This window comes from Alishewanella sp. WH16-1, assembly GCF_001441695.1.
In the GTDB taxonomy this organism is placed as follows: domain Bacteria; phylum Pseudomonadota; class Gammaproteobacteria; order Enterobacterales; family Alteromonadaceae; genus Alishewanella; species Alishewanella agri.
This window is the reverse complement of sequence record NZ_LCWL01000036.1, coordinates 1-13,756: the sequence shown is the minus strand read 5'-3', so window position 1 is coordinate 13,756 and position 13,756 is coordinate 1. Positions and strand designations below refer to the sequence as shown.

14 protein-coding genes are annotated in these 13,756 nt (G+C 51.9%); 12 read left to right on the top strand and 2 right to left on the bottom strand.

All coding sequences use genetic code 11. The features are described from left to right. The first annotated feature begins 102 nt into the window (after positions 1-102). From AAY72_RS03930 to AAY72_RS03890, 9 genes are all read left to right on the top strand, one after another. Positions 103-657 (top strand): sigma-70 family RNA polymerase sigma factor, encoded by a 555-nt coding sequence (locus AAY72_RS03930; protein WP_082628935.1) that lies wholly within the window; start codon positions 103-105, stop codon positions 655-657. Beyond that, positions 654-1,331, top strand: coding sequence for an anti-sigma factor domain-containing protein (locus AAY72_RS03925; protein ID WP_057785670.1), 678 nt, complete (start codon positions 654-656; stop codon positions 1,329-1,331). Before AAY72_RS03930 ends, AAY72_RS03925 begins: the two co-directional genes overlap by 4 nt. A 144-nt stretch (positions 1,332-1,475) precedes the next feature. Then, positions 1,476-3,056, top strand: a complete 1,581-nt coding sequence (locus AAY72_RS03920; RefSeq protein ID WP_057785669.1) for a DUF4331 domain-containing protein — start codon at positions 1,476-1,478, stop codon at positions 3,054-3,056. A gap of 10 nt (positions 3,057-3,066) precedes the next feature. Then, positions 3,067-3,540, top strand: a complete 474-nt coding sequence (locus tag AAY72_RS03915) for an Ig-like domain-containing protein (protein WP_057785668.1) — start codon at positions 3,067-3,069, stop codon at positions 3,538-3,540. A 54-nt stretch (positions 3,541-3,594) separates the two neighbouring features. Next, entirely contained in the window at positions 3,595-4,671 is a 1,077-nt protein-coding gene (locus AAY72_RS03910; RefSeq protein WP_057785667.1) for a tetratricopeptide repeat protein, read from the top strand. Next, positions 4,668-5,180 (top strand): hypothetical protein, encoded by a 513-nt coding sequence (locus AAY72_RS03905; RefSeq protein WP_057785666.1) that lies wholly within the window; start codon positions 4,668-4,670, stop codon positions 5,178-5,180. Before AAY72_RS03910 ends, AAY72_RS03905 begins: the two co-directional genes overlap by 4 nt. A gap of 11 nt (positions 5,181-5,191) precedes the next feature. Next, positions 5,192-7,237 carry a TonB-dependent receptor gene (locus AAY72_RS03900; protein ID WP_082628934.1) on the top strand — a complete coding sequence of 682 codons (2,046 nt, stop codon included), beginning with the start codon at positions 5,192-5,194 and terminating at the stop codon, positions 7,235-7,237. Between the two features lie 180 nt (positions 7,238-7,417). After that, positions 7,418-8,119, top strand: a complete 702-nt coding sequence (locus tag AAY72_RS03895) for a hypothetical protein (protein WP_057785665.1) — start codon at positions 7,418-7,420, stop codon at positions 8,117-8,119. Between the two features lie 52 nt (positions 8,120-8,171). Further along, entirely contained in the window at positions 8,172-9,107 is a 936-nt protein-coding gene (locus tag AAY72_RS03890) for a surface lipoprotein assembly modifier (protein WP_057785664.1), read from the top strand. Here AAY72_RS03890 and AAY72_RS03885 read toward each other — a convergent pair. Continuing rightward, complete coding sequence (locus AAY72_RS03885; protein WP_057785663.1) at positions 9,087-10,457, bottom strand: S8 family serine peptidase; 1,371 nt, start codon at positions 10,455-10,457, stop codon at positions 9,087-9,089. The two genes, AAY72_RS03890 and AAY72_RS03885, sit on opposite strands and share 21 nt — an antisense overlap. A gap of 120 nt (positions 10,458-10,577) precedes the next feature. Between AAY72_RS03885 and AAY72_RS03880 the strand changes: the two genes are divergently transcribed. From AAY72_RS03880 to AAY72_RS03870, 3 genes are read left to right on the top strand one after another with little or no spacing between them, the layout of a single operon-like run. Continuing rightward, complete coding sequence (locus AAY72_RS03880) at positions 10,578-11,072, top strand: RNA polymerase sigma factor (RefSeq protein ID WP_008985285.1); 495 nt, start codon at positions 10,578-10,580, stop codon at positions 11,070-11,072. Next, entirely contained in the window at positions 11,063-11,782 is a 720-nt protein-coding gene (locus AAY72_RS03875) for a hypothetical protein (protein WP_008985284.1), read from the top strand. The genes AAY72_RS03880 and AAY72_RS03875 overlap by 10 nt, the downstream gene beginning before the upstream one ends. Continuing rightward, positions 11,775-12,275, top strand: a complete 501-nt coding sequence (locus AAY72_RS03870) for a hypothetical protein (RefSeq protein ID WP_008985283.1) — start codon at positions 11,775-11,777, stop codon at positions 12,273-12,275. The genes AAY72_RS03875 and AAY72_RS03870 overlap by 8 nt, the downstream gene beginning before the upstream one ends. A 323-nt stretch (positions 12,276-12,598) precedes the next feature. Here the strand turns inward: AAY72_RS03870 and AAY72_RS03865 are convergent, their stop codons facing one another. After that, a complete protein-coding gene (locus AAY72_RS03865) occupies positions 12,599-13,615 on the bottom strand; it encodes an IS110 family transposase (RefSeq protein WP_057785662.1) in 1,017 nt (338 codons plus the stop codon). Positions 13,616-13,756: the final 141 nt, after the last annotated feature.

The window sequence follows — 13,756 nt, the reverse complement described above, 5'->3', positions numbered from 1 at the left end:
GTACCGGAGACGTGTGGATAAGTTGCTGAAATGCCCCTAGACTGCATCTAATGCACTTCATCAGTCGTACCTGTAGCACAGTTGATAATAAAAGGATTGAAAATGGACCAATCACAACAACAATTGCTGCAATGGTTATATGACACAGCTCAAGGCAACCGCGAGGCCTTTGCCAAGCTTTATCAGGCGTCATCGGGCAAGTTGTTTTCTGTTAGTTTGCATTTACTCCGCCGGCATGACTGGGCCGAGGATGTGCTGCAAGATGCTTTTGTCCGTATCTGGCACAACGCGGCAGACTATCATGCAGAAAAAGGCAGCGTCATGAGCTGGATGATCAGTATTACCCGCTACCGAGCTTTGGATTTACTGAAATCGCGACGAGTAAAGTGGGAACATGTCGATATTTCTGAACCGGCTAATGATCAAAGTACTGATGAGATCCCGTTGGGGGAGGTCATCGGCTTAGCCCGTGAAAAAGTAAAACTGGATGACTGTATGTCCTCGCTGACTGACGATCATCGAGTCTCTATCCAACTGGCATACTTTAACGGGCTAAGCCATCAGGAGATTACTGAGCATACAGGCTCTGCGCTGGGTTCAGTAAAAAGCTGGATCCGTCGCGGCCTTACCCAACTTAAAAGGTGTCTTGAAGCATGAAGTACGATGATCAGAATTTGCTGGATGAACTGGCAGTGGATTATATTCTCGGTACGATGCGGGGCGCCGCGCGCAGGCGTTTTCAAAAATTAATGATGAGTCAGCCCAATATCCGGCAAACGGTTTGGCGCTGGGAACAACATTTAAATCCGCTGGCAGAAAGTTTACCTACCTCCGCCCCTAACCCTGAAGTGTGGCTGAAAATTCAGCGCAGACTGGGTTGGCTGCCCGCCGAACAACGCGTTGAAACGCGGACAACCAGTCGCGTGTCTTGGCTTATCGCTGCCGCAGCGTCAATTTTGCTGGCGGTTGTTATGTTGCGTCCCTATTTGGTAGATCCGGTAAGTCAGCAGGTGGCATTAATTCAAACCACTGATGCGAAAGTATGGTGGTCTATTGCCAAAACGGAGCTACAACTTACCGTGAGAGCAACTTCGGCCGTGCAAGCACATACTGATAAAGACTATGAGCTATGGATGTTGCCAGCGAATGGTCAGGCACCGATATCCCTGGGTTTATTACCGCAGAATCAGGAACGTATATTACAAGTACCAGCAGCGGCCAAAGATCTAATGATTGCTGCGCTGGCGGTTAGTATCGAACCTAAGGGCGGTTCTCCAACTGGTGCCCCTACGGGCGAAGTCTTGTTTACTGCTGAGGTGATTACCCTTTAATCCCCCCTGCTTTACACTGGGCAGTGGCATTTTTACCGCCACTGCCTACCTTCTGGTCTGATCTGTATTTATTTTTCATTTTGCTGCATCTAATGCCGCACCTCAGTCGTTTCTTGGTCGCAACTTAATCTGAGGGTAACAAAAATGAGATTGAAAACCACAGCAATAGCGATATCTGTAGCGTTAAGTACCGTACTTTGCCTACCAAGCACCCAGGCGTCCAGTCATCGCGAAGCACCAAATATCACCCGCATGCCAACGGTAGATGCCAGCGATTTTTATCTGTTTAACAGTTATGAAACTGGCCGTGAAAACTACGTCACTATGATCGCGAACTATATTCCACTGCAAGATGCTTACGGTGGACCAAACTATTTTGCAATGGACCCGGATGCGGTTTATAGCATTCATGTTGATAACAATGGCGACGCCATGCCAGATGTCAGCTTTAATTTTAAATTTAAAAATAGCCTGGTCAACGATGGTATGGGCGTAAAACTGCCAATTGGCCCGGCGGGCAATCAACGTATGGTGGCGGTGCCGCTAAAAAATGTGGGGGGCATCAGTGCTGACAGCCAGGCTGCGTTAAACTTTACCGAGCAATATTCGGTTGAACTGCAAATGGGCAATAGCAACATGCCGCTCTCTGCCGGCAGCAGCAACCTCTTTACTAAGCCGTATGACTATGTCGGTAACAAAACCTTTGGCGATGCCGCGGCCTATCAGCAGTATGCCGATCAGTATGTGTATACCACCAACCTGCCCAACTGCAGTATGCCAGCCCGGATCTTTGTTGGCCAACGTAAGGACCCCTTCGTAGTTAACCTGGGTGAAACCTTTGACCTGGTAAACTATGTCCCGGTTGAGGGTGATAGCAGCCCAGGTGCCGGTGATGGTGGCGGCTTCCCGGGTGGTATTACACAAAGTTCGGCTAATGACGACCTGGCGGATAAAAACGTTACGGCCATTGCCATCGAAGTGCACAAAGATTGTCTGACAGGTAGCGGAAATAAAGTTATCGGTGCCTGGACTACAGCTAGCTTACCGCAAGCCCGGATCCTTAACCCAAATGCGACATTCAGCAAGCCATCTGTTAATGGTGGCGCCATGGTGCAGGTATCACGCTTAAGCAACCCGCTGGTCAATGAGCTGGTTATTGGCTTAGCCGATAAAGACAAATTTAACAGCAGCAAACCAGCCAATGATGGCCAGTTCGCCGACTACGTCACCCACCCAAGTTTACCAGCGCTGCTGAATATCCTATTTCGCGATGCCGTGAATAATACTTTGGGTACCAATATTGAAGATCTGGCACCGTCAAACTTCCCGCGTACAGATTTAGTGGCGGCGTTTTTAACAGGTGTTGCCGGTGTAAACCAGCTGGCTACGGTAACGCCGTCAGAGATGTTACGTTTGAATACTGCTATTCCTGCTACCCCAGCAGCGCTGCAATCTAATTTTGGGGTTGCCGGTAACGACTTAGCAGGCTTCCCGAACGGTCGTCGCCCTGGTGATGATGTGGTAGATATTGCACTGCGCGTGGTAATGGGTGCGCTGTGTCATGATATTCCGGTTGCTGGTAACCCAACAAACCTGGGGTTCTGTCAGCCTGAAGACGCCCCTGTTGGTAATGTCCCCTTTACCGATGGCGCGCCTTTGAATGCCCAGATGTTTGATCAGCGCTTCCCCTATCTGCTGACCCCGATTGCGGGTTCACCAAACTAAGGAGCGGACCATGAAACAATTAATATTACTAGCTGGCTTAGCGTTGCTGACCGCGTGTAATGGCTCTAGTGAGAAAAATGTCGCGCCCTATTTTGGCGTCAACTATTTCGTGACTGAAACCGACACGCCGTTAACCGAAACGATTAAAGCCTTCGACAAAAACAATGACGCCTTAACTTTTACAGTTATTAGTCAACCGTCGAATGGCACAGTGTCATTAACCAGTACCGGTGGCTTTAGCTATACCCCGGCTACCGAATATACCGGAAATGACCAATTTCAGGTTGCGGTCTCCGATGGCGAATTCACTATCAGCGGTACCGTAAATGTTGAAGTGAAGGTCGCGATGGTGTCTTTTTTGAATTACAGCCGGCAGGCCTTTATGCAAAGTGCATCGGACGCGCCACTGCGCGTGAACGGTCGTAACTTTGTGCAAGATGCCATGACCGAACAAGACTACGCGGATTTGCTGAATAATCCGTGATCCTAACGGGGCAGGCCTGCTGCCTGCCCCGCTATTTTTCGCAGAGGACCTGCTATGGCTTGGTTTTTCATTACCTTACTTACCCTAACATCGGCTCAACCCGCTGCTACAGATGTGTTCCAGCTGCAGCCGGCCATACCTGAGCAGACCGAGTTAGTGCCATTACAACAGGCATATCAACACTCACCCTCTTTTGAGAATAAACTTAATCTGGTAAACGCCTATTTGCAGGTGGCACGCCGCCCGGGCAGAAGCGATTACTTTCATCAGGCAGAAGCCTTGCTCGCTGAGCATGACTTGCAAACACAACAAACCCCGGCATTGCTATTGATCCAGGCGGACATTCTGCAACAGCAGCATCATTTCTCCGCCGCACTAAAGCGGCTGGATCAGCTATTACAAACCGCGCCCCAACATATACAAGCCAACTTGATGGCGGCTCGGATCCAGCTGGCAATGGGTGAGACCGAGGCAGCACAACGTGCCTGCAACAGGCTGTTGCGTGAGGCACTGTTCTTCTTTGCTACCTGCAGTTATGAAGTTACCGGTCGCAAAGGCCAGTGGCAGCAGGCCTATCAGGGCTTAACCGCCTTATTTAAACAAAATGCCAACTTGTCACCTGAGCTGGACATTTGGGTACGCGGCATCCTGGCCGAGCAAGCGGAACAACTGCAAGATTTGCATGGCGCCATCGCTTGGCTAGAGCCGATATTAACGCAGGCACCTACCAGTATCTGGCTGAAATGGGCAGATTTACAGCTAGCGGTTGCACAGCCGCAAGCCGTGTATCAACGTTTGGCTGAGTTGGCAGAACAGCTCCCCCTTGAGGATAGCTTATTGTTACGGTTGGCAATAGCCGAGCGGGAGTTAGGGCTTGCTGCACACTATGTCACCCAGATAGACGAACAAATGCAAGTGCGTATATTACGGCAGGACCAGGATCATGCTGCTGATTTAGTACATTATTTTCTGCGCTTTACGGCAAATGCGGAAGCTGCCCTGCACTGGGCAGAACTTAACTACCAAAGCGCGCGTGAGCCGGATGACTTGGCGCTACTGCTGCAAAGCCGTGTCGCAGTAAGGCAGGCCCAACAGGCGATTCAGCCTAAGCAAACTGGAGTAAGTAAATGAAGTCTTTTAGTTTAATGGCGCTTGCTACAATCGCCGGCTGTGTGATGTTAGTGCCAGAGGCCCGAGCGCACAAATTTAGTACCGCCTACATGGAGGTAAAAAATCAAACCAGTCAACCGGCTATGCTCTGGAAGGTATCGTTACATGATTTGGCGCAGGCTCAGTTATTTAACACACAGCGGCAAAGTGACATTAGCTGGCAACAGATCCAGGATAGCCGCGAACAACTGCAACAATACATTACAACTCAGGTGCAATTTCGTGACGCCGAGGGGGCATGCAGCATGCAATTGGCCGCAGCTACACAGTGGCGTACCCAACAAATTCAGCAACAACTGTATTTGTTGTTACCCCTGACAGCGCAGTGTCAGTCAACACAGGGCTGGCAGTTACATTATCAGGCTCTTTTTGAAACGGGCCACAATCATAAATTACTGCTCACCTGGCAAACGCCAACTCTCAATACGCAAGCGGTACTTAGCAGCAGTCAGGCTGTTTTCCCACATTAATGAGGTCAAGTATGCGATTAACCCGTATTGCGCTGATACTGGCGCCCGTTGCCGTCTGGCTAACACCTGCCGCTGCAGATCCATTGTCTGCTCATGCGATGGAAACCATTTTAATTAAAGGTCGACAATTAGATTTGCGCGGACAAAGTATTTCAGCTTCGGAAGGCGTTGTCGGCAGTGCGGAAATTGCTGGGCGGCCACTTTCGCGTACCGGGGAAATTCTGGAATTTATTCCGGGTATGATTGTAACGCAGCACAGTGGCAGCGGTAAGTCGAACCAGTATTTCATGCGCGGCTTTAATCTGGACCATGGTACCGACTTTGCCAACTATGTTGATGGCATGCCAGTAAATATGCGAAGCCACGGCCATGGTCAGGGCTATACCGATCTGAATTTTATTATTCCGGAGCTGGTTAGCCAAATTGATTATCAAAAAGGCAGCTATCATGCCAACAGCGGCGACTTTGGTGCCGCTGGTGGTGCCCGCTTTGGCTTACAAAATACGACGGCCAACGAATTAGCCCTTACTCTGGGCGAGTATCAATATCAAAGACTGCTGGCAAAAGGTAGTACTGCCCTGGCGGCGGGTAATCTGGTGCTGGCAACAGAATGGCAAGGCTATGATGGCCCCTGGCAGGATATTGATGAAAACGTTCAGAAAACCAATTTGTTGGCGCGTTATACACAGCAAGTAGGTTTGGCACAATTTGCGCTGACCTTGATGGCTTATGACAATAGCTGGAACAGTGCAGACCAGGTACCACTGCGGGCCATCACCGCACAACAGCTGGACCGTTTCGGTTCGCTGGACACCTCACTTGGCGGAGATAGCAGCCGCTATAGCCTCTCAGCCAGTTGGTTTAGTGATGCCTGGCACTGGAACACCTATCTGGTGCGCTCGGATCTGTCGCTGTGGTCCAACTTTACTTATTTTCTCAATGATCCGGTCAATGGGGATCAGTTTGAACAACGTGACGACCGCCATCTCTATGGCGGTGAGCTTAGTTACCATTGGCATCAAAGGCTGGCAGGATTTGAGGTAGAACATTTAGCCGGTGTTCAAACCCGGGTTGATGATATTGCAGAAGTAGGACTTTATGCCACCCTAGACCGGCAGCGCTTAAGCACCGTGCGTGCTGATAGTATTATGCAGCGCAGCGCGGCGGTATTTCAGCAAAGTAGTATAGCTTTTAGTGACAAACTGATTGCTCACCTTGGCCTGCGCTACGATTGGATGCAGGCCCGGGTGAGCAGTGATACGGCGGTAAACAGCGGCCGTAGCCATGACGGCATTGGCTCGCTGCGGGCGGGCTTAAGTTACCAACTGACTGAAAACTGGCTGGCTTACCTTAATGCCGGGCAAGGTTTTCATTCCAATGATGCCCGAGGCACGACCACCCGACAGGCGCCGGGTAGCGGCGAGGCGTTAGATCCCGTTGATTTCTTGGTGGCCAGCAAAGGCGCAGAGCTGGGGTTACGCTTTTTTGATTATACCGCCTGGAATGCGTCCATCGCCTTTTGGTACCTGGAAATGGACTCAGAGCTGCTATACGTTGGTGATGAGGGAACGAATGAGCCAAGTCGGGCGTCACGACGTTACGGTATTGAAACCAGCCTTTACTATTGGCTTAATCAGAACTGGAGCCTGGATACGGAACTGGCACTTACCCGCTCACGATTTACCGAAACTGAGATGGATGAAGGCAATTATATTGACGGCTCACTGCCACTGGTACTCAGCATGGGCTTGACCTATCAAGCCGACGAGCGCTGGCAGCTTAATTTTCGTCTCAGACACTTTGGTAAGCGTACCCTGGATAGTTTTAATGAGCAGCGTGCGGCCTCGTCTACTGTGCTGAACGGTCGGATACAATACCAAACCGGCCCCTGGCAACTTAGCGCGGAGCTGCTTAATCTGTTAAACAGCCAAGCCAGTGATATTGAATACTTTTATGCCTCCCGCATACCCGGGGAACCTGAAGCGGGTGTCGAAGACAAACACCTGCACCCCATGGAGCCGCGCAGCCTGCGCCTGCGCCTCGCCTACCGCTTCTAACCTTATCCACACGTCTCCGGTACCGGCCTGACCACTTTATCCACAGGTCTCCGGTACCTGTCAGACCTCGTACCGGTACCGGAGACCTGTGGAAAAATAAAATTTTTTTATTTTTTTCGGAATAAAGTGCCCGGCTGCGTCGTTATCTCAATGTCAGTGTGACAAAACGAGGAAACGACCATGAAAACTTTATTTAAACCCTCTGTAATTGCTTTAGCGTGTTTTTCTACTCTGGCCCTGGCTGATGTAAGTCTGAGCATCAGCACTCAAGCATCTAGCCAATCTGCTATGTCCGCATCGGCCAGCCAGGCGCAAAGCGGCTCTGCTAATGCGCAAGCCAGCCAGCGTAGCAATGCACAAGCCTCTGCTAATGCGTCGGCCACCACACCCAACACCATGCCGGGTGATAACACCGAGCCAACAGACGAAGAGACTGCTACAACACCAACTACCGTAGCCGGTAATGCTGACGCGGATGCCGAAACCGACACCAGTGCCGACGGCGAAGGTGAGCTGCCTCTGGGTTTAGCTGACCAGCTGGCAGATAACGAGATGCCAGAGCCTGCTATGCCTGAATTGCCAACTGCTACTGTAACTGATGCTGTAGCCAGTATTGATGCTGCCGGCACGGTCTCAAATGCCTTGGCTATCAGCTCTCAAGTGCAGGGTTTGGCATCGGGCAGTGCTGAAGTTGCACAACAAACTGCCAGCGCAGTGACTGCCAATGTTACCCAGTCAGTGCAACAGCAAGTGCAAGGATCTGCTAATCAGGTGGTGCAGCAAGCCGCCAATGCTGAAGTACTGCAAAACGTTAATCAGGCAGTTAACGCTGAAGTATCCAACACCTTACGTAACAGCCTGCGGCTGACAACGGGTCTGTAATGTGCACAAGAGCCCTGCGCTGTGCAGGGCTCGCTTTCGCAGGAGTATTATTATGTTATTCTTTCGCCATGCTTCGCTCGGTACCGCGCTGCTGAGCCTGATGTTCACCCCGGTTCTGGCTGCCCAAACTGCTGAGTCAGCCGCACCCGCCTGGGATTTCTCCGGTAAAGTGCGGGCAGGGTTAGAATATCAATCTAACGTTAACGTTAGTGAGTTAAACCAAGCCAGCGGCCAATCTGATAGCGCCCGTTTGCTGGAAGCAGATTTAAATGCTAGCTGGCAAGCCACTGATAAGCTGCAATTTTTTGCAGGCTACTCACTGCAGGATAAAAAATATCAGGAGGCCAATGACTTTAATCTCAGATTGCATCTGGCCTTTTTAGACAGTCAGTATCAATGGGGCGCCACCAGTTTCGGCATCAACCTGTATCATGCCGATGCGCAATTGGCAGCAGCTCCCTTTTTAACCCTAACCCAAAGCAGTATCTATGCAATGCACAGTGCCAGTGACACCTGGTATCTGCGCCCCGCTCTCACGCTCGGCCAGAAGCGCTTCGACAGTATCAGCGGCCGTGATGCTCAAACTCGCAGCCTGAGTGCCGACAGCTTTTGGTTCAGTGCGGATGGGCAGCGTTTTATCAGCCTGGGCCTGCGCTATGATTGGGAAGACGCCGAAGCCGCAGAATTCCGTTATCAAGCACCCGCGGTACAACTAAAAATGTCTACCCGCTTTACCGCCTGGACCCTGCCGCAGCAGTTGCAGTTCGGTGCACGTTTAGCACAGCGTCAATACGAAATGCACAAGGTACAAAACACGGCAGGTGATCGTAACGATCTGCAACGCCAGCTGGACTTGCAATGGCAGGTAGGCCTATCAGATCGCTTCGCGATCATCAGTAAAGTAGAGCATGGCGATTTTCAATCCATACTCGATAGCGCAGATTACACCGAGACGCGTGGCTCAATGTCAATTCAGCTGAGCTTCTAACGGCGGCTCGATAACACCATAACCGGTTACCGGATCTTTACCAGGCTCGCCAATATCGCGGGCCTGTTGCATTAGGCGCTCGTACACCTGCTGATGCGAAAGGTCCGGCTGGGCTGCCCGCCAACAAGCCACAGCCGCACTTACTACGGGTGCCGCCAATGACGTACCACTTTGCGGTTGCACTTGCCCGTTAGCGTTTAACGCCGCTATCCGCACACCCAATGCAGCAAAATCCACATAGTTACCTCGATTAGCCCAGCGATATGGCTGTTGCTGCTGATCAATAGCGCTCACTGCAATCACTCCCGGATAGGCCGCCGGATATAAGGGAGCGGCTGCCGGGCCGCCATTCCCGGCTGCGGCCACCAGGCTAAGCCCTCTGGCTTGCAATTGTTGGATAAGTAACGCTAACACTGGGTTATCCGGCCCAGTCAAACTCAGGTTAATAACCTGTACTGGTTGACTTGCCAGCCAATCCAGCGCCGTCAATAAATGCTCTAAACTGGCTGATTGCTGAAACGCATTGCTCGCATAAAAGGCGGCAGCACTGTACAGGGTGAGGTTGGGTAACAGTGGTGTAATTGTCGGATCACGCGCTGCCAGCAAACTGGCAACCGCGGTACCATGGGCATAACTGGGCGCCAGCTGTTCGGGTAGAAACCGCTGTGGCACCAGGCGAAATTGCCCGGTTTGTGGCGATAGAGCCGGCAACTCAGCGTTAATATCAGTATCTACCATGCCCAGGCTGACGGGCCATTCGCACATGCTGGCTCGGGCAGTCGTGCCAGTCTGGGGCGTGGTTGCAGCAGCTTGTTGCTGCGGCTGGTACAAATGATTACGCCCACTGTAACGCAGTAGTTCGGCACTAAATTGCTGCGCCAATGCAGACGCCGAATCAAGGGCAGCTGGCACCTTTAATGTCACTAACGTTAGCTGCAAAGCGGGTAAAGGCTGTTGTCGCTGCAGATAACCGGCCAGATCAGGCCAGCGCTGCAGCAAAGCCTGCCATTCGTCTGCGGTTAGCAACAATAGCCACTCGCGTTCTATGGCACGAAAGCCCTGCTCCACTTCAACTTCGCGCCAGAGTGGTTCACCGCTTAGGGTCAGGATGTCCTGTACCGCCGGTAGCTGCAGTGGGTCGGGCAAGGTCGCCAGCGCGGCCAATTGCTCGCGCAAGCGCTGCTCGGCAAGCTGTTGTTGCAGTTGCTCAGTTTGCCGCAACAACTCGCCGGTGGGTTGCTTTAAGGTATCAACCAGAGGCGGCGGCAGCTCAGGAGGGCGCACTACCTGCCCTGGGCTGACAGCAGGCAAACCGGCCAGAAACAGTGCTGCGACTAAGGTTTTTTTCATCAACACACCTCTTTAACTTGCATAACTTGTATCATGCTAACGGCTGGTGTCAAAAAAAATTCCCTGCTGCTGGAATAAAGTGTCAACCTCAGCCGTTATCCCGGTAAAAGGAGAGCGCTTATGACCAAAGCTGACTTACAATTACTACTCCCGGCCTTACGCCGCTTTGCCTATTCGCTAACGGGCAGCCGCGCTGATGCCGATGATTTAACCCAAAACACTCTGGTCCGTTTGCTGGACTACCCAACACCCGATGGTGTGCCAGCGGCGCAGTGGGCCTTTCGGATTTGCCGTAATTTATGGATAGATGAATACCGCGCACGGCGCGTAAGGCAGACGGCCCAGCCACAGGTAGAGTATGAAACCCTGACCGAAACCGATGGCGAAGCGCAGCTATTAAATGATATTCAGCTGACTCAGGTTGGTAAGGCCCTGGATACGCTACCGCCCGAGCAGCGTGAAGTTTTATCGCTGGTGGCGGTGGAAGGGATGAGCTATCAGGAAGCGGCCTCAGTTCTGGCGATCCCGGCTGGGACTATTATGAGCCGGCTGGCCAGAGCGCGGCTTGCCATCGCCAACAAGTTAAAATTACCCGGGGGGCTGACATGCAATTAACCGATGAACTGTTATCTGGCTTTCTGGATGCCAGCCTATCCGAAGCTGAGATGGCCCTGGTGCGTCAGCAGTTGCTGGAAGATGAAAGCTTAGTGGATCGCCTCGCCAGCCTGGCCATGGTGGATGTGCTGGTGCAGCAACATGCCAGACAAATTGAGCAAACGCCTATTCCTGAGGCGATCACCGCACTGCTGCACGGCGCAACAACGCCTGAAACGGCAGAAGTGATCCCCTTTCCGTGGTGGCGCCGCGCCAGTCAGCAGCTTCAACGCCATGCCGCTGCCGTCGCTTGTGTGGCACTGCTTGCCGGCTATGGCGTAGCGCAATGGCTCCCCGACAGTAGCAATAGCTTCGCCGCACAACTGGCGGTTGCCCTCGATAGCACGCCAAGTGGCCGTCAGGTGCAGGTGCAGGATCAGCAGTTAACACCACAACTGAGTTTTATTAATCACAGCGGAGAGTTTTGCCGCTACGTCAGCCTGCAGAGTGCAACGCAGCTTACCGAAACCATCGCCTGTCGTACCACAAACGGCTGGCAGCAACAGGCCAGTATCACGGTGGCACAGCACCGTCAGGCCGGCGGCTATCACACCGCCAGCGCCGCCATGCTGCTGGATCCGATGCTGGACCAATTAATGGCAGGGCAGGCATTAGATGCAACGGCTGAACAGCGATATTTAAAATCACCGCTCGGAGGTAATGATGAGTAAGGTGTCCTTTTTAGCGAAACCTTGGCTGTTACTGGCGGTGTTATTGCTCGCCGCCTGTAGCAGCAAACCGGATTACCGGCCTGCACTAAACGGCGGTTTCGGCTATGCCGAACAGCGCATAGCGGATAATTTTTACCGGGTCAGCTTTAAAAGCCGTGGTGAAGATCGCGAGCGGGCCAAAGCTTATGCGATGCAGCGCGCTGCTGAACTTACTGCAGAGCAGGGGTTCGACTGGTACCTCGTGGTTGAGCAGGAAACGCTGCGGGAGCGACAACGCGATAACAGCAGCCAGCTTGGCGTTAGCTATCAGCAGGATACGGTGCGCGACTGTTCATTGCTGGGCTGTCGCACCCGTACTGTTCATCGACCACAATATGAAGCCGGTATCGGCCTGGATAAGCGTAATGAGGTCGAGGTAGTGCTGCAGATCAGAATGGGTAAGGGCGTGATGCCGGAACGTGGCGCTTATCCGGCAGCAATGACGCACAATTAATCACACACCCGGTACCAGTTATCCACACGTCTATATGAACGCCTCCTTTGCAAGGGTTTTTAACGTGTGCTGAGTTTGGATGGGCTGCGGTTCTATATCCGGTCTTATTAATGCGGGGCGCGCCCCCGCTGACCCTAATGATTTCCGCGACTTTAGTCCTTATTCTCCGGTCGGTATTTAAACCCTTCGTGTGGCCAGGCTGCTAAAGTATGGTCTTACCAATTTCATTACACGTCAGGCGCCCTGACAAACGGTTGCGAATAGCTTCGCGCTAAACTTGTTTTATCTTTGCGTTGTTAATCGTTTTGCTTAACCTGATTAAGCTAACTGACTTGCGAATACTGTGTTTCGCTATACTCCGCCTCTTTACTTAACAATGCCCAAACAACTCTGGCTGTTTTATTGGCTAAGGCCAGTAGCACCACATTCTTTGGCCGACGCACCAGCAGTTGCTGTAGCCACTCACTGGGATGTTTACTGTGCGTGATGGCCGAGCGGGCGCCGTGTACCAACAAGGTGCGCACATAGGTATCGCCTCGCTTGCTGATACCATGCAGTTTAACCTTGCCACCTGAGCCGGTTTGTTTTGGTACTAAACCCAACCAGGCGGAGAGCTCCCGGCCTGATTTAAACTGACTCACATCGCCTACTGTCGCCACGATGGCGGTGGCACTTAACACACCAATGCCCGGTACCTTCGCTATCCGCTGACATTGTGGGCAGCCTTTAAAATAAGCCGTAATATGTTGCTCTAACCCGGCAATATCGTCATCAAGCTTGTGGATATACGCAACCCGCTCATACATCCTGTCGGCAAATTCCTTGGGGACCGTCTGCGATAAGGTTTCTAAACAGCCGGCAATCTCACGTTTAAACGCTGTCCGCCCTCTGGCAATAACAATACCAAAATCGGCTAAAAACCCTCTTATCGCATTGATGCTACCGGTGCGGGTTTTCACTAAATACTCGCGCATCCGATGAGCTGATAACGCCGCTTGTTGCTCCACACTTTTCACCGCCACAAACCGCATCTGCGGTTGCTGTACTGCGGTCCAAATGGCCTGCGCATCCACCATGTCATTCTTATTGCCAATAACAAAGGGTTTGACCTTGTGCGCGGCAATTAACCTTACCTGATGGCCCATTTGCTGAAAACAACGACCCCAGTGATGCGCACCACTGCAGGCTTCCATCGCGATTAACGAGGGGGCTTTATTGCTGAACCATTCCAGAAAATGTTGTCGTTTCACTTTCTCTGAGCGCGCTTTACCGGCTTTGTCTACCCAGTGAATTTGGAAAACATCTTTTGCAATATCAACACCAAATACATTAAGCTTCATCTCGGATACCCCTGTTGTCTGTCGTTAATAACGACCATTTTGGCACACGATGCCGTGACCAGGGGTATCCATCCTTTCAGATAACCGCCCCTGACGCTTTAGTGGAGGCGTTCATATTATTCTCCGGTACCGGTCAGAGGT